This window comes from Limnothrix sp. PR1529 (assembly GCF_002742025.1).
In the GTDB taxonomy this organism is placed as follows: domain Bacteria; phylum Cyanobacteriota; class Cyanobacteriia; order CACIAM-69d; family CACIAM-69d; genus CACIAM-69d.
Map to the genome: position 1 here is coordinate 1 of NZ_LIRO01000127.1, position 22,112 is coordinate 22,112.

The 22,112-nt window shown below is 55.4% G+C and carries 19 protein-coding genes; 11 read left to right on the plus strand and 8 right to left on the minus strand.

Features of this window, described 5'->3' with window-relative positions; all coding sequences use genetic code 11:
- Window positions 1–451: 451 nt before the first annotated feature.
- Entirely contained in the window at window positions 452–544 is a 93-nt protein-coding gene (psaM, locus tag AMR42_RS17865; RefSeq protein ID WP_099535010.1) for a photosystem I reaction center subunit XII, read from the minus strand.
- Window positions 545–690: 146 nt separating this feature from the next.
- Between psaM and AMR42_RS17870 the strand changes: the two genes are divergently transcribed.
- Window positions 691–1,473 carry a TerC family protein gene (locus tag AMR42_RS17870; protein WP_099535011.1) on the plus strand — a complete coding sequence of 261 codons (783 nt, stop codon included), beginning with the start codon at window positions 691–693 and terminating at the stop codon, window positions 1,471–1,473.
- A 331-nt stretch (window positions 1,474–1,804) separates the two neighbouring features.
- On the opposite strand, the gene AMR42_RS20945 is transcribed toward AMR42_RS17870, so the two are convergent.
- From AMR42_RS20945 to AMR42_RS20720, 3 genes are all read right to left on the minus strand, one after another.
- The gene (locus tag AMR42_RS20945) at window positions 1,805–1,966 is read right to left on the minus strand and encodes a hypothetical protein (protein ID WP_190353726.1); all 162 of its coding nucleotides are present in this window, start codon (window positions 1,964–1,966) and stop codon (window positions 1,805–1,807) included.
- A 505-nt stretch (window positions 1,967–2,471) separates the two neighbouring features.
- A complete protein-coding gene (locus AMR42_RS20715; RefSeq protein ID WP_158234536.1) occupies window positions 2,472–2,612 on the minus strand; it encodes a hypothetical protein in 141 nt (46 codons plus the stop codon).
- Between the two features lie 294 nt (window positions 2,613–2,906).
- Entirely contained in the window at window positions 2,907–3,056 is a 150-nt protein-coding gene (locus tag AMR42_RS20720) for a hypothetical protein (protein ID WP_158234537.1), read from the minus strand.
- 445 nt (window positions 3,057–3,501) lie between these two features.
- Here AMR42_RS20720 and AMR42_RS17880 point away from each other — a divergent pair, with 445 nt between their 5' ends.
- From AMR42_RS17880 to AMR42_RS17890, 3 genes are all read left to right on the plus strand, one after another.
- Window positions 3,502–4,269 (plus strand): Crp/Fnr family transcriptional regulator, encoded by a 768-nt coding sequence (locus AMR42_RS17880; protein WP_099535013.1) that lies wholly within the window; start codon window positions 3,502–3,504, stop codon window positions 4,267–4,269.
- 380 nt (window positions 4,270–4,649) lie between these two features.
- Window positions 4,650–5,750, plus strand: coding sequence for a hypothetical protein (locus AMR42_RS17885; protein WP_143473169.1), 1,101 nt, complete (start codon window positions 4,650–4,652; stop codon window positions 5,748–5,750).
- 134 nt (window positions 5,751–5,884) lie between these two features.
- Window positions 5,885–7,816 carry an ABC transporter ATP-binding protein gene (locus AMR42_RS17890; protein ID WP_099535015.1) on the plus strand — a complete coding sequence of 644 codons (1,932 nt, stop codon included), beginning with the start codon at window positions 5,885–5,887 and terminating at the stop codon, window positions 7,814–7,816.
- 61 nt (window positions 7,817–7,877) lie between these two features.
- On the opposite strand, the gene AMR42_RS17895 is transcribed toward AMR42_RS17890, so the two are convergent.
- On the minus strand, window positions 7,878–9,752 hold the full coding sequence (locus AMR42_RS17895) for a hypothetical protein (protein ID WP_143473170.1): 1,875 nt from the start codon (window positions 9,750–9,752) through the stop codon (window positions 7,878–7,880).
- A 56-nt stretch (window positions 9,753–9,808) separates the two neighbouring features.
- On the opposite strand from AMR42_RS17895, the gene AMR42_RS20725 reads away from it, so the two are divergent.
- A complete protein-coding gene (locus AMR42_RS20725) occupies window positions 9,809–9,982 on the plus strand; it encodes a hypothetical protein (protein ID WP_158234538.1) in 174 nt (57 codons plus the stop codon).
- 232 nt (window positions 9,983–10,214) lie between these two features.
- Here the strand turns inward: AMR42_RS20725 and AMR42_RS17900 are convergent, their stop codons facing one another.
- Window positions 10,215–11,165 (minus strand): hypothetical protein, encoded by a 951-nt coding sequence (locus AMR42_RS17900; RefSeq protein ID WP_158234539.1) that lies wholly within the window; start codon window positions 11,163–11,165, stop codon window positions 10,215–10,217.
- Between the two features lie 712 nt (window positions 11,166–11,877).
- Between AMR42_RS17900 and pap the strand changes: the two genes are divergently transcribed.
- Window positions 11,878–13,365 carry a polyphosphate:AMP phosphotransferase gene (gene pap, locus AMR42_RS17905; protein WP_099535018.1) on the plus strand — a complete coding sequence of 496 codons (1,488 nt, stop codon included), beginning with the start codon at window positions 11,878–11,880 and terminating at the stop codon, window positions 13,363–13,365.
- 232 nt (window positions 13,366–13,597) lie between these two features.
- Entirely contained in the window at window positions 13,598–14,137 is a 540-nt protein-coding gene (locus AMR42_RS17910; protein WP_199858236.1) for a hypothetical protein, read from the plus strand.
- Window positions 14,138–14,347: 210 nt separating this feature from the next.
- On the opposite strand, the gene AMR42_RS17915 is transcribed toward AMR42_RS17910, so the two are convergent.
- Entirely contained in the window at window positions 14,348–15,340 is a 993-nt protein-coding gene (locus tag AMR42_RS17915) for a Sll0314/Alr1548 family TPR repeat-containing protein (protein ID WP_158234540.1), read from the minus strand.
- A 126-nt stretch (window positions 15,341–15,466) separates the two neighbouring features.
- On the opposite strand from AMR42_RS17915, the gene AMR42_RS17920 reads away from it, so the two are divergent.
- Window positions 15,467–16,102 carry an ABC transporter ATP-binding protein gene (locus AMR42_RS17920; protein WP_099535021.1) on the plus strand — a complete coding sequence of 212 codons (636 nt, stop codon included), beginning with the start codon at window positions 15,467–15,469 and terminating at the stop codon, window positions 16,100–16,102.
- 76 nt (window positions 16,103–16,178) lie between these two features.
- Here AMR42_RS17920 and AMR42_RS17925 read toward each other — a convergent pair whose 3' ends face one another.
- The gene (locus tag AMR42_RS17925) at window positions 16,179–17,942 is read right to left on the minus strand and encodes an ATP-binding protein (protein WP_099535022.1); all 1,764 of its coding nucleotides are present in this window, start codon (window positions 17,940–17,942) and stop codon (window positions 16,179–16,181) included.
- Between the two features lie 877 nt (window positions 17,943–18,819).
- Here AMR42_RS17925 and deoC point away from each other — a divergent pair.
- From deoC to AMR42_RS17940, 3 genes are all read left to right on the plus strand, one after another.
- The gene (deoC, locus tag AMR42_RS17930; protein ID WP_099535023.1) at window positions 18,820–19,557 is read left to right on the plus strand and encodes a deoxyribose-phosphate aldolase; all 738 of its coding nucleotides are present in this window, start codon (window positions 18,820–18,822) and stop codon (window positions 19,555–19,557) included.
- The gene (gene recO / locus AMR42_RS17935; protein WP_099535024.1) at window positions 19,554–20,456 is read left to right on the plus strand and encodes a DNA repair protein RecO; all 903 of its coding nucleotides are present in this window, start codon (window positions 19,554–19,556) and stop codon (window positions 20,454–20,456) included. Before deoC ends, recO begins: the two co-directional genes overlap by 4 nt.
- A gap of 74 nt (window positions 20,457–20,530) precedes the next feature.
- On the plus strand, window positions 20,531–22,039 hold the full coding sequence (locus AMR42_RS17940; protein WP_099535025.1) for an MFS transporter: 1,509 nt from the start codon (window positions 20,531–20,533) through the stop codon (window positions 22,037–22,039).
- Window positions 22,040–22,112 lie beyond the last annotated feature (73 nt).

Here is a 22,112-nt window from a genome sequence, read left to right on the forward strand (position 1 = left end):
AGATGTGTATAAGAGACAGGTTCTGGGGCGATCGGGGGTTGGGGATCCGCTGCGGACGAGGACGGGGCGATCGAGTTCGGAGGTGGCGAAGACATCCAGCAAACTCCTCAGGCTTCACAATTCTTGATGGTTTTCGCCTCTAGGGTAACGCGCTGGCTCGATCGCCCTCAGTATTTCCGCCCCACTAACGGTTTGTTCATCAGCGGTTTGTTCATGGGCGCTTTCTTGATGAGTGCTTTCTTCAAAAACGTTTTGCTCAGAACCCATCAGCCACCCAATCGCCCGCCAGGGATCGGCAGCCAAACATGATAAACCCCCGGTTGCGATCGCCACTGGGGGTTTGCTCAACCGATCTTGAACAGGCTCGCGATCGCGACCCCCCAAGACCAAGAACTCAATGATCGAGAGCCGTTGATTAGCTGCCGATCAACGGACTCGAACGGACTCGAACTTACTTGTACAGTTCGGTCGAAAGGCGGAAAGCCAGAATGCCGGGGATGATGGCAATAACTAGGGCGACGTAAACTTGCGTATCCGAAAGCATCGCTCTAAAGACTCCAGATGTTAAAGGGACTGACTTCACTACTTTCAACCACCCGGCTCAATTCAGGAATAGGTTCGTTACAAGGCGTAATAACAGCGTTAGGCTAGTAGGAGTTGCAAAATTTGCCATCAGACCATTGGCCCGAAATGCTCGATCAGTTCCTCGACTTTTACCCCAGCTTTGGCGTTGACACCGCGCTGTTGTTATTGGTGTTGGTGGCGTTGGAGGCCGTGCTCTCGGCAGACAACGCAATCGCCCTCGCTGCGATCGCCCAAGGATTGCAGGATCCCCAACAACGCACCCGGGCCTTAAATTTTGGGCTAGTGGCAGCTTTCATTCTGCGCATTGCCCTGATTTTGCTTGCCACTTGGGTGATCCGCTATTGGCAAATTGAAATGGTGGGGGCCCTCTATCTCCTGTGGCTCAGCTTCAAGTTTTTCACGGGGGAAAATGACGACGATGGCGAGGGCCACAAGGCATTTCGGTTCCAAAATCTTTGGCAAGCCGTTCCCACCATTGCCTTCACCGACCTGGCCTTTTCCCTGGATAGCGTCACCACCGCGATCGCCATTTCTGACCACACCTGGCTGGTGCTGACGGGGGGAACCCTGGGAATCATCACCCTGCGCTTCATGGCAGGGCTGTTTATCCGTTGGTTGGATGAGTATGAAAACCTGGCGGCCGCTGGCTACGTCACCGTTGGGTTTGTCGGTGCGCGTCTGTTTTTGAAGGCGATCGAGGGAGCCTTGGGGGTCGATCTTTGGGTTCCGCCCGATTGGATGACGATCAGTTTCATCGCCATCACCTTCATTTGGGGATTCTCGGTGCGCAAGGAGTCCGTGCAAACGGAAACGGTTACCGCAGAGTCGATCGCCCCCAACTCCGAAGCCCCAGACCAACCAGCGCCAGAGCCGATCGACCAGCGCTAGGGCTTCTGACTCAGAAATTCTCAGTAGAGCCAAGCAAATCTAGACAGATCTAACTAGATCCAATCCAAATAGAGATCTAAACAGATCCAAAATCATTCCCAAAATCCGAAGGATTCCGAGCTGCTCCGCCGGATCTTTCGGATTTGCTGTTTGGAGGTGGACTCCAATTTGCGTAGGTGAAAAAATAAACCGCCTAGCACAGTATTCCAGGGCGATCGCTCAAGTGTTGAGCAGGCATGGCAGACCCACAGTTGGGTATTGAACGAACCAAAGCCGCGATCGCAGGATGGACTGAACTAGGCGGATAACCAACCTAACGGAGCAAAGAACCCTAGGAGTCGAGACGCTGCCGCGAAAGGGCTTGCAACTGTTGCAACAGGGACTCGATATCCGCTTGCAGGTGCAGGAACTCAATTTGTTGCTTGACATCGAAGGGCAACTGCACTGCCTCTGCCGCCGCCGGTTTACTTACCACAGAAGACGCACTAGCCATAGGTTTATTGAAGAAAAATGAAGATCGTGGTGGTTTGAAGCAAGTATTTTGGCGCAATTCTAACGCGAAGTTTACAATTGTCCACCCCTCGTTACGAATTAACCCCGTCTGAGACAGACCCCGATCGAGACTCTATGACCCACAGTGCGGGACGATCGCCCCATTTCCCGTGCTTCGGGTGTGGGTTTCCGATCCGGAACCTCACCCCCACCAAGTCCTCGGGGGATCGTTAACCTGTTGCCAGGGGCCGCGGTCATTTTGCACGGGCCGGTTTCTCATTCTGTGGCTCAACTCCACGTCCTCAACCCATTGCTTAATTTGATCAACTAATCGAATAGTCAAGATCAGCTAATCGCTAGACCAATTGCCTAATTGAATTCACCAGACCTCGTTCACGAAACCCCCTTTCCTCCAGATCGACTGATCAACGATCACCTTGTAGGTTGGATTGAGGCACAAAACCCAACAGCAGCAAGGGTTATAGTGATCTAAACCAATTGCCTGATTAAGCCGATCGCCCCGTTGAAAGATCGCCACAGAAAATCGCCGAAGCCTCCAGGCATTCAGCGTTCTCAGGAACGTATTCCCAGGAAAGTACGCTCAGGAAAATGATTTTCAGGAAATCAATCTTCAGAGGCTGAATCACGATGGATTAGCCGTCAAAGTGCTTTGTCGCAAACCGCCTTTTTCTTGAAGTGCTGAAGGCTGGGACGACAAAATCAGCATTATTGATTTTTCTCGATTAATTTTGTCTCGATCGACTACATCTCGATCGGCTCTGGTGGTCGGCTTCGGTGGGTTGAATATACCCCTTGATCAGAAAGAGTGCCGACGACTGTCCGTGTTTCGTCTCGGCACTCTTACTGGTTCGCTCCTCACACACCACCAGAATGATAGCCGAGGAATTTGAATCTGTCACCCCATCGCCACCCAAAATCCATCAGAAATTCACGTCCTTGTCATGGAAACCCATCCCCATCAAGGGTTGGGGCATTTGAGAAATTTTTTCGCGCGTCATGATTTTGGGGCTGAGTCGGCGCAAATCCTGTGGATCGCCCCCCGATCGCGTTGTATCGATCCAAGGAACCAAAGGAACCAACTGAACTAAGGCGGTTTTCTCAAAATATCACCCAAAACATCTACTCATCGATATAAACCGATGAAATAAATCGAGATCAAATGGGCCAAGTCAATGTCAAATCAGCAAACCCAACCGGCCGATCGAGCAGTTCATGCCACCCAGATCAGGGATTGTGGCTTGTTTGACTAAGCCCAGGAAAACTGTGAAAAAATTGGGCAGATATCTACCCGAGTTTTTCCCGAGTTTTGAATATACTGGGCAGCAATGGAACTTTGATACATCCTCCATCCCAAATCGAAACCAGCAGCCCGAAACTAGAACCCATGAGATTTTGGGTGCAATGTAAACGAGCTGTTTCAGGAATGGGGCCTCCGTATTTTCACGGTTATGATACGGGTGATCCCTTGGGCTATCTACGTTCGATCGCTGTCCCTTTTGCACTGGGTTTCCTGTCATGTATTCGCCTCTGACGCAGTCCGAATTTGATCGCCCCTTCCTGACTTGGCAGCGTGTGCTGGATTGGGCCCAGGATCACTACCGCTGCCGCACTTTCGGCAAAGATGAAAAGATTCCCACTCGCCCGGGCCTCTTGTATCTCGTAGAGCGCGGTGCGGTGCGACTGGTTGGCTCGTCGGTCATGACCGCCACGGCTGCCATTCAGGATCAAGATGAAGATGAGGACGGACTCGATCCCGCAATGGATGAGGCTTTTCTGGGGTTTGTGGGGCCTGGGCAGCCCTTTGAAATCATTGCCCAGTCGCCCTTCGCGCTCCAAAGCTACGCCCATGTGGATCGCACCAGTGTGCTGTGGATGTATTGGAACGACTTGGAAAACTGGCCTCACTTCCGCCGCGAAGTGCTGGATGCATTCCGTCAACAGCACCAACGGAAGCTGCTTTGGTTGAGCACCTTGGGCCAACGCCGCACGATCGATCGCCTGTTGGGTTATCTGACCCTCCTGATTGAGGAGTTTGGTCAAACCTGTGACGATGGCTATTACTTGCCCTGGACGCTAACCCATGCCCAAATTGGCAGCGCGATCGGCTCAACGCGAGTGACCGTGACCCGCCTGATGGGGAAACTGCGGAAGCGCGGTCTGATTAGCACCCACGGCGATGGTCTAATTTGCCTGCCAGCGGAAGTGATGGGTAAATCCTTGCGAGATGTCAGCCCCAAAGCAACCCTGATTACCGAGCCTCTTCCCCTGGCTGCGGCTGTGTAGGCGAGATGACCCGATCGGGACGATAGCGGGGCTATGGCGAGGCCATGTGGGCATTTTCGCTGTTCTCATCACTGCCCTATTCACTGTCTCATTCACTGCCCTAACTGTTGGTCATTCCCAAGGATCCTCGGTTGAGGGAGCAGCAGCCTACGGCAAACCTACACCGCTGAAGCAAAATAGAGACGGTTCTGGTTGAAAGTGACGGAAACGAAAATCAATGGGCCGGATTCTGAACCATGGATTCAGAGTCCGGTTTCGATCGCTTTCCCGTGAGTTCGCTTTCGGTTTAGAACTTTGGTTCGCATCGTCGCTGGGAGGGGGGAAATGCCAAACCAGGACGATTGCTGTTGCTCTTTTTTGGTACTGCTGCACCAGGGCCTATGACGGCGCAATCTTCGGTTCTTGATCTTGCTCGCCAGGGAGATCCCATGGCGATCGCCCGGTTGATGAATCAATCCCTTGAGCCTGCCGGGGTACAAGTCCGCACGGATCTGATCCAGGATTGCCTGACGGTGATGGCGGCGGGCGAGTTGGGGCCGCCGGATCAGGACTTTTTGGTGGATTTTGTGCGGCGGGGAATGCTGGGGCTGGCTGCGCCCGTGGTGCGGCGGGTGGTGGTGCAGGGCTATGCGCCCGGGGCGGCGGCTCCCAGTTGGCAAATGGGCATTGATCTGCAAGAGGCCGGGACGATCGCGCCTCGCCCATTGGTGACCCAGCCTTCGAGTCGATCGCGCCGGGCCGGAGGGGCACGTTCTGGGCAACCCTCGGAGCGATCGGTTGTTCATACCGTGGCCGCCACGGATGCCACCCTGTCCACACCACGGGTCATCGGCTGGGTGAGCATTCTGGCCTTGGCGATCGGGGCCACGGCGGCGGCCCGCTGGGCCATCGCTTGGCTCGGAGAAACCAACATTTACGAAGTGGCCTACGTGGGCCATTTCCTCCGCAGTTTGGAAATTTTGGAACTGCTGAATCTATTGGTGTTTGCCGTGTTGGGCATGGGCGCAGGTATCGCGGCCGGTGTGTTGCCGCCCCCTCGGGGCCAACAACTCACCGCACTCGTGTTGGCCGTGGCCGTGCCCGGTCTGTTTGCCATTGCTCCGGCCGTGCGGCAACAGGCCTGGATTAACCGCGCCGCCGACCATCAACGGATCACGCCCGAGCAAGCCAAAATTCAAGTTGAGCGCTTTTTGAGCAAGCAGGTGGGACAAAGCGGCCTTTGGGGGTTTTATACCTACTCAGCTCGCTATCCAGAATTGCCCTTGGCTCCGGATGCCATGCGGGAAATTCCCACCATCGATCGACAGGTGAAAGCCACCTTGGCCAATTTGCTGCGCTGGCAAACCAAATCCATTGAGCAACTGTTGGAAGGTTGCACTTGGGGCGTGCGGGGTTTTTATCTCCTGTTGGCCGTGCTCACCACCTTGACCCACTTCCAACAGGGCTTGCGCTACGGGTGGCGTTGGTTTGGCTGGCGCTAGGCCGATCAGCCGATCAATCGTTCGGAAAGAGATTCAGAAATTCAGTTGGTAGAATCAGGGCAAATTTCCTGGGTGGATAGTCTCACTGTCGCCCGCTCGATCGCACCCTTTGGCAACGCACCCTTTGGCAACCTATGACCCTCTCCCCCGTCCTTGACATTCGCAATTTGCAAGTGGAATTTGGTGCCGGTGAGTCGGCCATGCGAGCGGTGGATGGGTTGTCCTTGCAGTTACAGCCCGGTCAAACCTTGGGACTGGTGGGGGAATCAGGCTCGGGAAAATCCGTCACTGCCTTGGCGATCGCGGGGTTGCTGCCCGAATTGGGTCGCGTCAGGGGGGATGGCATTTGGTATCGAGAACCCAATGCCGAGGAGGCGGTGAATTTGCTGAAGCTTTCACCGGAAGCCCTGCGGCGTTACCGAGGGCGACGGATTGGCATGATTTTTCAGGAACCCATGAGCGCCCTGAATCCGGTCTATACCTGTGGGTTTCAGATTATTGAGGCGATTCGATTGCACCGGGGCCTGTCGGAGGCGGCGGCCCGACAACAGGCGATCGCCCTGTTGCAGGAGGTGAAATTGTTGCCGCCGGAGTTGGAACTGCGGGCCCAAATTCGCGATCAGTGGCGCAACGGCAACCCCAGCGATCGGGAATTGCAACAGGCCGTGACCCAACGTCAACAGGCCATGCTCGATCGCTACCCCCACCAAATGTCCGGTGGTCAGCTCCAGCGGGTGACGATCGCGATCGCCCTGGCCGGCGACCCGGCGATTTTGATTGCCGACGAACCCACCACCGCCTTGGATGTGACCGTGCAGGCGCGGATCTTGGAACTGCTGCGGGAGTTGCAACGCCACCGCGCCATGTCCATCCTGTTCATCACCCACGATTTGGGGCTAATTGCAGAACTGGCGGACGATGTGGCGGTCATGTACCAGGGGCAGTTGGTGGAGCAGGGATCCGTGGAGCAAATTTTTACCGCCCCCCAACATCCCTACACCCAAGGGCTGCTGGCCTGCCGGCCGCGGCCAGAATTGCGGCTGCGCTATTTGCCCACGGTGGCGGACTTTTTGAGTGCAGCAGCGCGAGATTCAGCCCCGATCGAACCGGGTTCATCTGCCGGCTCATCTCCCACGTCCCTTGCGCCCCAGACCCCGATCGCCCTGGCCATTCCACCGGACGAAACGCGCGATCGACTCACCAAACTCCAAGCATTGCCACCCCTGCTGTCCGTGCGGGATTTGCGCGTAGCCTACGCGGTCAAGGGTTGGCTGGGCATGGCCCAACGGCACGCCTTGGCTGTGAATGGTGTGTCCTTCGATGTGTTTCCTGGGGAGACCTTGGGCCTGGTGGGTGAAAGTGGTTGCGGCAAAAGCACCCTGGCGCGATCGCTCCTGCGGTTGATTGAACCCATGGGCGGCCAAATTCGCTTTGATGACCAAAATATTTTGCAGCTCAAGGGCAAAGCGCTACGGGCCCTGCGGCGCGAAATGCAAATTATTTTCCAAGATCCCTTCAGTTCCCTGAATCCGCGAATGACCATCGGGGCCGCGGTCATGGAACCGATGCTGATCCATGCCCAAGGCAAAACCAACCACCCCCTACCCGCCCGCAAAATGTATCGCGAGCAGGCGGCCTACCTCCTGGAGCGGGTGGGTCTCAAGCCCGACTGGATGAACCGCTATCCCCACGAGTTCTCTGGCGGTCAGCGCCAACGGATTTGCATTGCCCGGGCGCTGGCCTTGAATCCCAAGTTTCTAATTTGTGATGAGTCCGTATCGGCGTTGGATGTGTCGGTGCAAGCGCAGGTGCTGAATTTGCTGAAGGAATTGCAGAGCGAATTTAGTTTGACTTACATTTTCATCTCCCATGATTTGGGCGTGGTGAAGTTCATGAGCGATCGCATCGCCGTGATGAACCAAGGCCGGTTTGAGGAATTGGGCCCCGCTGATCAGGTCTATGACCACCCTCGGGAAGATTACACGCGCCAACTGATCGCGGCCATTCCCAAGGGCCGGTTCGATCGCGCCATGGTGCAACCCCAACCCGATCGCCAGGCTTCTTGAGCCGATACCAAACAAAACCAGCCTGAAAAGACCAACAAGGCGGCCAGCGGCTAACAAGCCGCTAAATCGATCGCCAGTTGCCCAGCCGCTCAATTAACCGCTGCACCACTCCCATCAGTTGCGTCAACTCCTGCGATCGGGGGTTGAAATCTTGAGACAGGGAAGCCCGCACCTGCATCTCCGCCAGCTTCTTTTGCAGTTGGCGGGTCAGGTCGATCGCGTCTTGGCTCAGTTTCGAGAGCTGTTGGCGCTGATGAAACTTCAAGGCCGCTCCCCGCAAAACCTGCAACGTGGCCTCCTCGCCCAACCGGCCCGGCGCAATTCGCAACCGCAGGAGCAATAACTCACTGCGATAGATGCGCTCGATCTCGACCTGGCGCGGTTTCCCCACGGGAGGCAACAGGGGCAAATTAGCGAGTAACTTTAGCTCATCGATCACCCCTTGAAAGGTGGAAGGGAGCAATGGATCCAGAGCCGCTTGCATAATCCCATCGCGGCTACAGAGAATTCGAGTGCGATCGATCTCAGGGCGATCAAAATATAGCCGGCCAATCCCTCCTTCAATCGCCCGTTGCAATAACTCCTGCATCAGGGCCCGAGGCGGCAAATCTCCCAATTCCGACAGCGGGCGATCGGCATAGCGAGTGTGCAAGACCAGAGGACTGGGATTTAAGTCGGCCCACTCGATCGGGACGGACACCGTGGGATGAATCCAAGCGGCCTCCACCTCCGAAGCACTCGGAACAGCGGTTTGGGCCGGCGGAGTCGATCGCTCCAACGCCTGCACCAAAGCTTGCTCCAACTCCGCCAACTCCGCCGGTAAATCTACGGGGCCATTGATCGGTCGCTCAGTTGATAAATCGACGGGCAACAGGGAAGGGGCCGCGCCCTGCCCTGTGCCTAGGTCACTGGCAGTCACCACTGCATGGTTTGTAAGGGTATCCATAGGTAGATCCGGAATATCATCCGGTGTCAGCGAAGGGGAGCCGCAGGCTTCCGCTAACTCCCCCTTCCGGTGCAATTGTTGCCAATCAGGATCTGGGGTACTTTGGGCCGCCGTCACCAGGGTTTCGGTCACATCCACCGCTCCCAAATCCATTGATCCGGGATCCAATGACCCAGGATCCAGCAGCGAGGGATGTGCCGCCAGGTGATGCAACTGATGTTCCTCGGAACTGCCGGCGCTTAACCAATTCTGGGGACTGGCCCAAGGGTCAAATGGTTCGGAGTTGTCATGATTTTGAAACCGACCAACCGGTTGGGTTTCCATGTCTTCGCCTGGATCTAGCTCGCCTGGGGGCGACAGAGCACCAAGCTGATTCCAGTGCGCAAAGTCTGCGGGAGCGCTGATGGTTTCTCCCAACTCATCCAGCTCCTCATCGTCCCAATCGTCCATCAAATCATCCACAACAAAACCATGCTCGATCGGTGGCAAGGCCGGTTGTAAATCCGACAGACAATCGCTGACTTCCACCAGGGGACGCAGCTCCGGATCCAACGGCCCGGAATCCGTTCCCGCGCCCAAGGTGCCATGGCCCAACGAGGCCGCTGGCGAATCTGGAGCGGCGTTCGATTGGGAGTTGCCCAAGGAGGGTTGCCAGGATTCAGAATGGCTGGGTTCTACGTAACCCTCAGACTTTCGCTGGCAGTCGTAGCTCAAAAATGCGGAAAGTAGCTCCTGTTGGGTTTCCAGGGCGATCGGGCGGTAGACCAACTGATCATTCAGGTGAGCGAGCATCCGCTGGACATAGCTCAAGTCCGCGTCGCGATTCACCACGCCCAAAATGATTTGATTGTCTTGCCGGTCTAGGGGCAAGACTTGGTGATAGAGGCAAACTTCAAACGGCAAGATGCGATCGATCAGCGCAAAGACTCGCTCAGGGTCGGGTTGAACGAGGGGATCGATCGGGGATGGTAACGACTCTTGGGCAGACACCGGCGGTGCTAACCTCAGGCAATACAAAACATCGATATTTCACGACAACCATTGACATGGATCAACGGCCTGCCACCGAATGGCGCAGGATGTCGATCGCCTTGGATGAACCCCATGGGGCCGAAAAACCCCATGGCCATTGTACGGCGGCAACTACGGCAGCAACTTCAGAACACATGGCGCGATCGCTCTGCCAGGAGGTTAGGGATACCGTACTTCTGACCGTTTGAATCGTAACGTCTGGATCACAGCGTCTGGATCGCAGCGTCTGAATTTCACTTCTCAGGCCATGGCCGTGATCGTCAGGCGCGAGGGTCTTCAGGCGCAATCGGCCCCCATCCACAAAAGCCCACCGTAAAATCCACTATTCCCCGAGGCAGTGAACAATCCGGGAAATATCCGGTTCAAACGGCGAATTAAGAACACCTTAAGCGGTTTTGGGCCCCATCATATCGCAGCGAACTATCCAACCGAGTAGCCAGTAGCAAAGGATACATCTTCATAGGGGAGGGTTGGCCCTAAAGGCGGACTGTCCCCAAAGGTCTGAGGGGCGATCGACTCCGAACTTGGCCACAGACTTGGCGGAGCCGCAAGGGCCAAGGGGTGATCGGATTCCCCAGGGTGACCGGCGTTCGTGGCTGCTTGGGCGTTGTCCAGCCGATCGGCGCGATCGACCTGGGCCAATCCATCACCCCCCGTTGTTCCGGTCGTTACCCAGGGCGACAGGGTGCGCAATGGCTCAGTCGGTGCGGGCGATGGCAGGTCGATCGCCCACCGGTCGATCAGTTGAGCCATCGCTTGATGCGTAGCCGTTTGCTGACTCACCAGAGCTTGCAACACATCGCAAAGGGCAAACACCTGATATTCCTGCTGTTTAATTTGCTGTCCTTGCTGTTGCAAATGTTGATTTTGTTGGGACAATAACTGCCCCTGCTGTTCCCAATGTTGGGCCTGTTGTTCAAGATTGCGTTGGCAGAATTGCTCTAGAACCTGTTGCAATTGTTGCCCCTGTTGCTGAATCTGCTGAATTTGCTGCATTTGCTGATTTTGCAGCACAATTTGCTGCTGAATTTGTCGCTCAATCTGCTGGCTAATCTGCTGTTCGATTTGTTTTTCAATTTGCTGATTAACTTGCTGATTCACCTGTTGATGAATCTCTTTCGATTGTTGCTGAATTTGCCAACTTTGCAATTCAAGTTGTTGTTCGATCTGGCGCTCGATTTTTTCTTCGATTTGTTGTCCCTGTTGCTGCAAAGTTTTTTGCAAAAATTCACCCTGCTGTTCCAAGCATTGACTCAGCCGATCGAGCTGACTGGAGAGGCATTGAACCGCTTCTGCCGTCCTTAGCGAGATCTGCCCTAGCTCCAAAACCACCGATTGCATCTGATCGCGCCAAGAATCAGTCATACCCATTACCAACTCAGGGAGTAATAATCGCAATGAGCACCCCCCTAGCCCTGAATTTCGATTTGGAAATCCTTGACCTCAAGTCCAAGCAATGAATAATCAAAGGCAGCGACTTTGATTCAATTAGCTAGGAATGAGTTGGGTGGTCTGAGTTGTCCGGCTAAGAAATTCCAATCAAGGTTTCAAGGCGTAGATAGAGCATAGATTACAGGCAAAACTATTGAACCCTAATCAACATCAAGTATTCATAGGACATTGATCAAAATCGAAATCAAAAATGATCAAATTCCTAACAATCAAAAACATTGATCAAGATTTAATAATTTTTGAATCGCAACTCAACGAAACTCCTTTGAAACTTGATTGAAACTTAATGGAACTTGCGGGCAAGACCTCCAAGTTTCGTCAATCACACCCTGCCAAGTGGCCCGATCGACAAGAGTTCGATCGAGCTGTTTTCGGCAAATTGCGGCCGTTTTCGCGGCAATTTGGATGGATGAAGATTGGGCTGAGGAGTTGCTCGACTAAAGTCTTCTTTACGTTTTGCAGCAGACCGGAACAGCAATCGCTAAGGTTGTGGCAATCGATGGCCGCAAGCGCAAGGCCGCGCTGCGGTGGTTGGCGATGACGGTGATTGCGCATCAGGCTCTGTCACTGCCCGCCATGCACCATGATTGCTGCCGTTGCTTCGTGCCACTGCTCGCCTGGAGGACAAGCCATGCTGGACATGTTGGATCTCAGCCTGAAGCTGGATAAGGCCACCTATGTCGCAGAGCGCGATCGCTTGGCTCTTCAGTTGCGATCGCTCCAAGCGGACTGTCGGGAAGCCCAATTGCCGGTGATCATTGCCCTGGAAGGCTGGGCGGCGGCGGGCAAGGGGGCGATCGTCAAGGAATTGCGCGACTCCTTAGATCCACGCGGCTTTCAAGTACATCCAATTTTTCCGCCAGAACCCCATGAGCTGGGATTTCCCTGGTTGCGGCGTTTTTGGTTGCGGTTGCCGGAAGCGGGCACGATCGGGCTGTTCTATCACAGTTGGTATAGCCACCTGCTGGAAGATCGCCTGTTTGGCCGGCTACCGGATCCACAGTTTCCCGAAGCCACCCGGGAAGTGAATGCCTTTGAGCGACAGTTGGCGGATGAAGGCGCGGCGATCGCCAAATTTTTTATTCATCTCGGCCGTGATGAGCTGAAAAAGCGCCTGAAAAAATACCAAGCGGATCCTTTTCAGGCTTGGCGGGTGCGACCGGAAGATTGGCAACAGGCCAAGCACTATCGTCAATATCGGGACTTGGCGGAAGCGATGCTGGCGGAAACCAGCACGGGAGCAGCTCCTTGGACTTTGGTGGAAGGCAACAGCCGCCGCTGGGCGGTGATCAAAGTGTTGAGCGAAACCATTGCCACCATTGCCGGAGCGCTCGATCGCCAACGCAGCCAGGCTTCTCCCCCGCCCGCCCTGCCGGCCCAAGCGGAGTTGCATCCCGGTGAACCGGACTTGCTGGCACGGGTGAACCTCAGTCAAGCCCTATCTCGCAGTAAATATGAACGGAAACTGGCGGAACAGCAGGCCCGGCTGCGATCGCTGCAAATGCAAATCCATCGCCAACGGTTACCCGTGTTGGTGTTGTTTGAAGGTTGGGACGCGGCGGGCAAGGGGGGAGCCATCTCGCGGTTAACGGGCATGTTGGATCCCCGCAGCTATGGGGTTCATGCCTTTGCGGCCCCCACGGCGGAGGAACGCGCGCACCACTACCTATGGCGATTTTGGCGCTGGTTACCGGCGGCGGGCACGATCGGGATTTTTGATCGATCGTGGTACGGGCGGGTTTTGGTGGAACGAATTGAAGGATTTGCCACCGAAACGGAGTGGCGACGGGCCTATCAGGAAATTAATGAATTTGAAAGCCAACTCATGTCCAGTGGCATGGTGTTGGTGAAAGTTTGGCTACACATCAGCCCAGAAGAACAACTGCGCCGGTTCCAGGAACGCAAAGACAATCCCTTCAAGCAATACAAACTCACTGACGAGGATTGGCGCAATCGGGAGCGGTGGCCCCTGTATTCGGTGGCAGTGAACCAAATGGTGCAACGAACCCACACGCCCTTGGCCCCTTGGACTTTGATTGCCGCAGAGGATAAGTACTTTGCGCGGGTTGCGGTGGCCACGGCGGTGGCCGACGCGATCGAACGTCGCCTCACTCGCTAGCGATCGCTCCGTGAACGTCGAGATCCCAAAAATCCAAAAGATCCGAAACGTAAAAACACCAGCGATCAAAACATCAATTCCAGACAATCATCCACGGCCCCTCGTCGATCGAACCGAGGACAGATACAATGCTGAGAACAAGTGTTGCGAAACATTGCATTTTGTAAGCAATTGTACCTAGTCTGTAAAGACCGCCTTTACCGGTGAATGAGCAGCCGGCCCAATTGCTGTCTTGGCGATCGACCCCAAACCTTACCCCAGAGCCACTTCCTGTGTGGAGCGTCAGGGCACGGTCTCACTTACGATCGCCTCATCAATCCCGCAACGGTTCTCGCAACGGCTAAAACCCCACCACTCACCTGACGACGAAACCATGCCGATCGGCCCCCTGAAGAACCTCTTCGGTTCCCAAAAAGACGCTTTCTTCTTGGAAATTGGTGATGCACAAGGTACGGGGGACAGCACCCCGGCCGCCCCGGCTCCCCAAGCCCCCGCTGTGGTTGCAGAACCGGCAGCCCCCGTGGCCGCCGCTCCGGAAGCTCCGGCCCCAGCTCCCAAGAGCACCAAAACCAGCATTAAAGCAGCCAAGGCCGCAGCCCCCGCGGCCCCGGCCAAGCCGCCCGAGCCACCTAAGCCCGCTCCGGCCCCGGTGACCCTGCCGCCGGAAACGGCTTTTGCATCGAAGTTTGTGCCCAGCAACACGCCGCGTCGTCGTCCGGGCCCCAGCCTGAATGGCTTCAAGGATATGGCCCGGGATATGGGTCGCCGCTAAGGCTGATTCGATCGCCCAAACAGGTCGATCGATCTGGTGCAAATCATCAATTCAGCAAGATTTCAGCAAGATTCAGGATTCAGTACCCATTCAGCAGGGGGCTTCGGCCCCTTCTTTTTTTGTCAGGCCTGGTCGATCGCGTGCTGATGGCGTGCCGATCTTGTACCGGTTTTATATCGGCGACATAGTGATTCCAATCAGAGGTCTAAATTAGCCGCGCAGGTTGCGAATTTCCCGCTGCACTCGCCGCAACTCGTTTTTTTCCAAGTGCCGAATCACAGCGCGGGGCATTTGCTCCCGCTGGGCCAACACCTGCAAAAACAGGGCTTCCGATTGCTTCAGCAAATCAAGATTTTGGCTGCTGCGTCCTTGTTCGTAGAGAATTTGCCCTTTTAAATGCCAAAGGTCGGGATTTTGGGGACTCTTGGCCAAGGCGCGATCGACTGAGGCGATCGCCTGGGAAAAGTTTTTGCGACGGCGGTAAATGGCCGCCAACAGGCGATCGACCACATAGTCGGGGCTGCCCCGCTGGAGGGAGTTCACAGCCCCATCCACATTGCCAAAGGGCAAATTATCCGCCAACAACACATCCAGCGATCCCCGAATCAAGTTCAGTTCCGGATCGTTGGGACTGATGGCCGCCGCTGCATCCAAGGCTTCGTTAACCTGGGACAGTTTGGCCAAGGCTTCTGGTGCGCCCTGAAGGGGGCCGCGACCACCTTCGGACACAATAAACGCCCCTTCCAAGAAATGTCCCACGCCGATGTAGAGATTACCGCGCAGGGCATCAGTGGTTTTGAGGGTGTTGGCAGCGGTAAGGGTCTGATTGGCGGCGGTTTGCACCTGATCCCACTGACCATCGAGATAGGCCAATGCACCGGCTAAGGCATAGCCCAAAGGCTCTTGGGGTTCTTGGGCGATCGCCTCTTGGGCTAAACGGCGAGCGACGGGATAATTGCCATTTTTGAACAGCATGACGAAGGCCGCTTCAGCCCGATCGCCCACGGGGCGAGGATTCTGGGATCGGAACGGATCCGCCCCGGCCGGCCAAGCCCCCCAGCCCCAGAACAGCCCGATCGCCCCAGCCAGCCAGGCCACTGATCTTGATCTTGATCGGGACAGGCGGGGCCGAGTCGATCGCTTTCGAGCGCGATCGGCCGACAAAGGAGATCGCCCTTGAGCAACAAAGCGGCCGAGATCCATAACCATCACTCCTGAACGTATCGAAATATCGGATCGAACAATCAAACATGCGTTGAATCATTCATTCGAGCCGTTGAGTAGCCCCCTACAATAGGGCCCGATCCACCTCCGCGCCCCCTTTCTTCCATGCTGCGTTTGGACTCCGTTAGCTATCACCCCGCCGCCGCCGCCAAGGCCATTTTGCACCAAGTGAATCTGGAATTGGTTCCCCAACAACTGACCTTGGTGATTGGCCCCAGCGGTTCCGGTAAAAGCACCCTGTTGGAAATCTTGGCCGGCTTGGCCAGCCAAACCAGCGGACAAGTGCTGTGGCGCGATCGCCCCCTATTTCCCGAGTCCCTGCAACAGTTAGCGGGGTTGGTGTTTCAATTTCCTGAGCGGCATTTTTGCGGCTCCACCGTGCTCGAAGAGTTGCGGCTGGGCCACCCGGAAATTAGTTCAGAGCAAATTCACGAGGCTCTGGCCGCTGTGGGGTTGGAACAGTTAGCCCTGAATATTTCGCCCTACACCCTCAGCGGTGGCCAGCAACGGCGCTTGGCTCTGGCGGTGCAACTGATTCGCCAACCGAGCATTTTGCTGTTGGACGAACCCACCGCCGGGTTGGATTGGTCCATGCGGCAACAGTTGGCCGGTCTGCTGTCGCGATTGAAGGCTCACTGGACTTTGTTGGTGGTCACCCATGATCCCAGTGATCTTTTGGATGTGGCCGATCGCTGTTGGCAGCTTCAGCAAGGGCAACTCACGCCCACCCCTGCGGCGTAGCCTCTGCCGATCGCCCCAAAGCTCAGACCCACTCAGACATCCTCTCCAGTTCTCGATCGAGCCTTTCGCCCGGCCTTCAACAGGGCAAAGTGAGCGTGAATGTGCTGCCTTCGCCCACTTGGGATTGCAAATCGATCGTCCCGCCATGGGTTTCCACCACAATTTGATGGGCAATGGCCAACCCTAAGCCGGTTCCTTTGCCCACTTCTTTGGTGGTGAACATATAGTCAAAAATTCGCCGCTGTACCTCAGGGGGCATCCCCGGCCCATCATCCGCAATCGTAATTTGAATTCCCGACTCGATCGCCCTTGTGCTAATCGTAATTTGGTGCGGCGATTGGGCTAGTTCTTGAAAACTTCTGCCTTCGCTCAATTCATCGATCGCGTCGATCGCGTTGGCCAAAATATTCATGAAAACCTGGTTGAGTTGCCCCGGAAAACAGTTAATTTCCGGCAGTTGGTCATAGTGGGTCACCACTTCAATTTTCGGTCGTTGCTCATTGGCCTTGAGCCGATGTCGCAAGATCAAAACCGTACTATCAAGCCCATCACACACATTAAAGAGTTGCTTTTCAGCCCCATCTGTTCGCGAAAATGTTCTCAGACTCTGGCTAATGGCGGCAATTCGATCGCCTGAATCCTTAATGGCTTGCATCACATCCGGCACATCTTGCCGCAAATAGTCCAGGTCGATCGCATCTAATTGCTGTTCAATGGTGATGCCCGGCTCAGGGAAATTTGCTTGATAGAGATCCAAGGTTTCCATCAAGTCGATGACGTAATTCTGCATAACGCTAACATTGCCCACAATGCACCCGATCGGGTTATTAATTTCGTGGGCTACCCCTGCCACCAAATTTCCCAAAACCGACATTTTTTCAATTTGCACCAGTTGTAATTGTGTCTTTTGCAGTTGCAAGAGTGCCTGTTCCAGTTCTGTAGATTTTTGGCGAATGGCCGCCTCCACGGCCTTTCGATCGCTAATATCCCGAACGATCGCTTGCAAAATTGCCTGATCATCTATTTCCATTCGGCAGAGCTGCACTTCGGCAATAAATTCCGAGCCATCCCAGCGGCAATGTTGCCACTCAAAACGGTCATAGCCCCGGGTGAGTGCCGTCACAATATGATCAGTCGCAGCCTCGCTCGATAAGCGCCCGTTGGGTTGATATTCCGGAGAAATTTGCGAAGGATGCTTACCACAAAATTCTGATTTTGCTGGGCACTGAAAGATAGCCAATGTTGCCGAATTACAATCCACAAAGCACTTTTCGCTCAGGAGCATAATTGCATCATTATTAGACTCATACACGGCACGCAAACGAGATTCATTGCGCTGCACGGTTTGGTAAAGCCTTGCATGATCTAGGGCGATCGCGGCTTGGTTCGCCAAGCAATCCAAAACCATGAGCCGATCGTCCGTAAAGAGTCCCTGAGCCGATCGATGTTCCAGATATAAAATGCCCAGCAGAGTCTCTTGGTTCAGCAATGGCAAGCAAAGCAAACTTTGAGGGCGATGAGTTTTTAAATAATTGCCAATTACAGGCAAATCAGTGCAAAGGTTTTCAATGGCAATTGGGTTTAGGTGCGTTTCTGCGTATTGAATGAGCTTACTGGGCACATCTTGGCTATATGCAAGAGGCAGCGTTGTTAGCTGCACCCCTCGAGAATCTGCCAAGGCTCGCAGTTCCCACTCGCCGTCTTGCAATAGAAGGAGAGCGCATTTTTCTGCTCCTGAATATTCCAGAACATGGCTGGATAACACTTGTAGCAGCTCGTTGATTTCAATGGTGCGAGCGATCGCCTGGGAAACTCGAAAAAGCGTTGACAGATGAATCATGGTTAGGGGCTTGATTCTGTCGGTAGGGGCTTAAACAATCAACGTCCGTAGCCAATTCACTTCAACAGGCAGCAAAAATTTGTCAGTCAATATCCAAAACGAGAAGAGATGTAGATCACAAACTGCACATGGCAACATACTCAATATACAAGAATACACGGACAATGTATAAAAATCGACCTTCTTGCACGAAAAACGAAGCAAGAAAAATCTACAAGAAGATTTTTAAAGTATTTATCTCGAATTAAACCTAGGCTAATATTTTGGCAATCATTAGAATTGCTGTTGTTAATGATTTGAATTCTGGGTTCAAATTATTTTTTGGCAACGATAACTTGAGTGATCATTCAGCAGCCAGCCAGGGCTGTGATCGAAAGCTACCTTGGGTTTCTTGGTTGTTCATCAGCTAGCATGAGAATTCAGGATGATCCGTGGCGATTGATCCGTGAATTGCTGATCTGTGAATGATTGATCAGTCAATCTTGGACTGATCTGGCCAAGAGGATAAGCGCGATCGAGCAGTTGACAAGGCTGATTAGTGAACGGTCAAGTCATTGTCAGTGTTGATATTTTTGAGTGCCGATTAACGCATCAACTTCGAGTTTTAATGAGGTTTGAGAAGTATAGGGAATTGCGACCGCTTGGGATATTGATCGAGATCACTAGGAATTGTGACCTTATCGATTGGGATTTAACCCCTTCCTGAGGAGCAAACCAACTGAATCCGAAATGTAGGTTGAATGATCGCCCGATCGGGATGAGGCCAGCGGGTGATGGGGCTGGGGCGGCCCGATCGCGTCAAATCTGCGACAAAATAGGGAAATCCTGACCGTTGTGGCCCTGCCTTTGGATCGGTGGATCCAGTGGATTAACCTTGATGACCCTTGCTTTTGACGAACAGACGAATCAGCGTCTGGCTGAAACCATTGACCTGGCCCAACACATTGACCATGCGCTGTTGCACCCGGCGGCGGGGCCGCAGCATGTGGAGCAGTGGTGCGCAGAGGCCGATCGCTTCGGTTTTGCGGGCGTTTGTGTGATGCCCACCCACGTGCGCCAGGCGGTGTCGTTGTTGCACAATCGGCGACCGGTGGTGATTTGCCCGATCGGGTTTCCATCCGGAGCCACCACCACCCGAACCAAATGCACAGAGGCGGAAGAAGCCCTGGAGCAGGGGGCGCGGGAGTTGGAGGTGATGCTGAATTTGGGTTGGCTGAAGGCCGGTGCGGCCGACGCGGTGCATCGGGAAATTGCGGAAATTGTGGAGATGGCCAGCGCCAGCGCGTTGGTGAAGGTAATTTTGGAGTGGTCGCTGCTGGAGTCGGCAGAGCGACAATTGGCGGTGGAAATTGCCATGGATGCGGGGGCGGCATTCCTGAAAACCCACACGGGCTGGAATGGGGGCGTGTCGATCGAAGATGTGCGGTTGCTGAAGGATTGGACCCGGGGCCGGATTGGGATTAAGGCGGCCGGCGGCATCCACACCACGGATCAGGCGATCGCCCTAATTGAAGCCGGGGCCACTCGTTTGGGCACATCACGCGGGGTGGACTTCTTGCGACGCGATCGCTCGGCCAGTTGGGCTGCTGAAACGGAGGAGCCGCCCACCGCATGAACCATTCCCGCACCTACCAGGCGACGGGCATTAACCTCAAGGGCGTGCCTTTGGGGGAGTCGGATCTGTTGCTCACAATTTTGACCCTGGAATTTGGATTAATTCGGGCGGTGGCCCCCGGCGCACGCAAGCCAAAATCGAAAATTGGGGGCCGCAGCAATTTGTTTGTGGTGAATGAGCTGTTGGTGGGCCGAGGGCGCAGTCTCGATCGCATTGCCCAAGCCCAATCGATCACGGCCTATGCGGGCCTAACAAGGGATTTGGGGAAGCTGATGACGGCTCAATATTGGGCCGAGTTGGCCTTGGCTCAGGCGTTGGATGGTCATCCTCAACCGGATCTGTTCACCACCCTGAATGAGGATCTCCATGCATTGGAGGCGCTGCCTTTACCGAGCGATCGGGTGGTGGCCTTGGGTCAGTTGTTGCCAATCCTCTGTGCCGGGATTGGTCGCCTGTTGGCGGTGGCGGGGGTGGCTCCGCAGTTGGGCCAATGCAATCTAACGGAACGCCCGATCGCCCCCGATTGGACAGATCCCCATTGGCGGGTGGGATTCAGTGCCGCTGCGGGTGGGGCGATCGACCTGGCAGCCCTGGACAATCCGGAGGCGATGGCCTGGTTGGCGGCGCGGCAACCCACACGAGTGCTGCCCAGTTCGGGAGTCTCGGTCAAGTTTTCGCCCTTACGCTTAACGGCCACCGAGTGGCAAAGCCTAAATGATTTATTTGCAGCGTCACCACCGGGCGATCGGGCAACCTTGGCCGATCCCCTGCGCCATTGGCAGCGGCTGGAGCGTCTGTTACGGCACTATGCCCAATATCATTTTGGACAGGGGATTCGATCGGCCAAATCCCTGGAAACCTACCTGAACACGGCCCTGGCCCCGCCTGCTTTGGTGTAACTCTCCACAAACCACCGGTTTAGGGCCCGTTGCCGACTCGATTCTATCGCTTGCCATCTTTTCCCCGATCGCCCATGTCCCCCACTTCGTCCCAACCCGACACGCCCCCAGCGGAACTGCACAAGAGCCAGCCGGCCCCCCAACCGTTGCCCCTGAAAAAACGGCTCACGGAAGAGGTGGACGAGTTGGCTGAACTGGTGCTGCATGGGGCGGGCCATGACCAGGCAGCAATCGAGGCAGCTCGCCTGGCCAAGGAAAAAGGACTCGAACCCGCCCCCACCGATCCCGAAGAAACGGGATTCTTGCCGGTGCTGAAAAACCGCAACTTCCTGGCCCTGTGGAGTGGGCAGGTGTTTTCGCAACTGGCGGATAAGGTTTATCTGATCATGGCGATCGCGATCGTGGCTGCCCGGTTCCAAGAACCCGGCCAAACCATCAGCGGCTGGGTTTCCGCCATCACGATCGCCTTCACCATTCCGGCAGTGTTGTTCGGTTCCCTGGCGGGAATTTATGTCGATCGATGGCAAAAACAAACCGTGCTGGTGGTCACCAATGTGGTGCGCGGGCTGTTGGTGTTGGCCTTGCCGGTGGTGTTGGCCCTGACGGCCGACGGCCCGGAGGTGATGGGCATCCCGATCGGCTTTGGGGCCTTGCTGGCCATGACCTTTTGCGTTTCCACCCTCACCCAATACTTTGCCCCCGCCGAGCAAGCCACCATTCCCCTGATCGTGCCGCCGCAACACCTGCTGTCGGCCAACTCCCTCTACACCACCACCATGATGGCCTCCACGATCGTGGGGTTTGCCGTGGGAGAACCGCTGCTGGCCCTGGCCAATCATCTGGTTGCCCGTTGGGGGCTAGGGGAAAACCTGGGCCAAGAACTGCTAATTGGCGGCAGCTACGCGATCGCGGGTGCTCTGCTGCTGTGGATGAAAACCGGCGAAGCTCCCGAAGACAAAACGATCGAACGTCCCCACGTCCTGGAAGATTTGCGCGACGGGTTTCGCTATCTGCTCGATCGCCCCGTGATCCGCAACGCCCTGATTCAACTCACGATCCTGTTTTCGATCTTCGCGGCCCTGGCGGTTTTGGCCGTGCGGATGGCGGAAGTGATCCCCAACATCAAAGCCTCCCAATTTGGGTTGCTGTTGGCGGCCGGGAGTGCAGGCTTAGGGGTGGGAGCCTTGCTGCTGGGTCAATTTGGCAGCCGCTGGCCCTACACCCGATCGGCCCTCTTCGGTTCCTTTGGCATGGGAGCGGCCCTCGTGGCCCTCGCCAGCACCACCACCCACCTCTGGGGCGCAGTGACCGCGATCGTCTGTTTGGGAGCCGCCGCCGCCTTCGTGGGCATCCCCATGCAAACCACCATCCAGCACGAAACCCCCGAAGAAATGCGCGGCAAAGTCTTTGGCTTACAAAACAACGCTGTGAACGTGGCCCTCAGTTTGCCCCTGGCCCTCTCCAGCGTGGCCGAAGCCTATTGGGGGTTGCCTGCGGTGCTGCTGTTGTTGGCCGTTTTGGCAATCGCAGGCGGCGTAGCAACCTGGTATATTTCCGTTACGAGTTTGCCGCGATCGACCTAAGCATTCTCCCGGTATGCATCTTGTTTTTGAATTTGTGTTGCTGAGTTTGTGTTGCCGAGTTTGCGTTGTTAAA

Excerpts from the sequence above, each read along its gene's own strand:
- psaM (WP_099535010.1), bottom strand. The coding sequence starts at position 544 with ATGCTTTCGGATACGCAAGTTTACGTCGCCCTAGTTATTGCCATCATC.
- AMR42_RS17870 (WP_099535011.1), top strand. The coding sequence starts at position 691 with ATGCTCGATCAGTTCCTCGACTTTTACCCCAGCTTTGGCGTTGACACC.
- AMR42_RS20945 (WP_190353726.1), bottom strand. The coding sequence starts at position 1,966 with ATGGCTAGTGCGTCTTCTGTGGTAAGTAAACCGGCGGCGGCAGAGGCA.
- AMR42_RS17880 (WP_099535013.1), top strand. The coding sequence starts at position 3,502 with ATGTATTCGCCTCTGACGCAGTCCGAATTTGATCGCCCCTTCCTGACT.
- AMR42_RS17885 (WP_143473169.1), top strand. The coding sequence starts at position 4,650 with ATGACGGCGCAATCTTCGGTTCTTGATCTTGCTCGCCAGGGAGATCCC.
- AMR42_RS17890 (WP_099535015.1), top strand. The coding sequence starts at position 5,885 with ATGACCCTCTCCCCCGTCCTTGACATTCGCAATTTGCAAGTGGAATTT.
- AMR42_RS20725 (WP_158234538.1), top strand. The coding sequence starts at position 9,809 with ATGGATCAACGGCCTGCCACCGAATGGCGCAGGATGTCGATCGCCTTG.
- AMR42_RS17900 (WP_158234539.1), bottom strand. The coding sequence starts at position 11,165 with ATGGGTATGACTGATTCTTGGCGCGATCAGATGCAATCGGTGGTTTTG.
- pap (WP_099535018.1), top strand. The coding sequence starts at position 11,878 with ATGCTGGACATGTTGGATCTCAGCCTGAAGCTGGATAAGGCCACCTAT.
- AMR42_RS17915 (WP_158234540.1), bottom strand. The coding sequence starts at position 15,340 with ATGGATCTCGGCCGCTTTGTTGCTCAAGGGCGATCTCCTTTGTCGGCC.
- AMR42_RS17920 (WP_099535021.1), top strand. The coding sequence starts at position 15,467 with ATGCTGCGTTTGGACTCCGTTAGCTATCACCCCGCCGCCGCCGCCAAG.
- AMR42_RS17925 (WP_099535022.1), bottom strand. The coding sequence starts at position 17,942 with ATGATTCATCTGTCAACGCTTTTTCGAGTTTCCCAGGCGATCGCTCGC.
- deoC (WP_099535023.1), top strand. The coding sequence starts at position 18,820 with ATGACCCTTGCTTTTGACGAACAGACGAATCAGCGTCTGGCTGAAACC.
- recO (WP_099535024.1), top strand. The coding sequence starts at position 19,554 with ATGAACCATTCCCGCACCTACCAGGCGACGGGCATTAACCTCAAGGGC.
- AMR42_RS17940 (WP_099535025.1), top strand. The coding sequence starts at position 20,531 with ATGTCCCCCACTTCGTCCCAACCCGACACGCCCCCAGCGGAACTGCAC.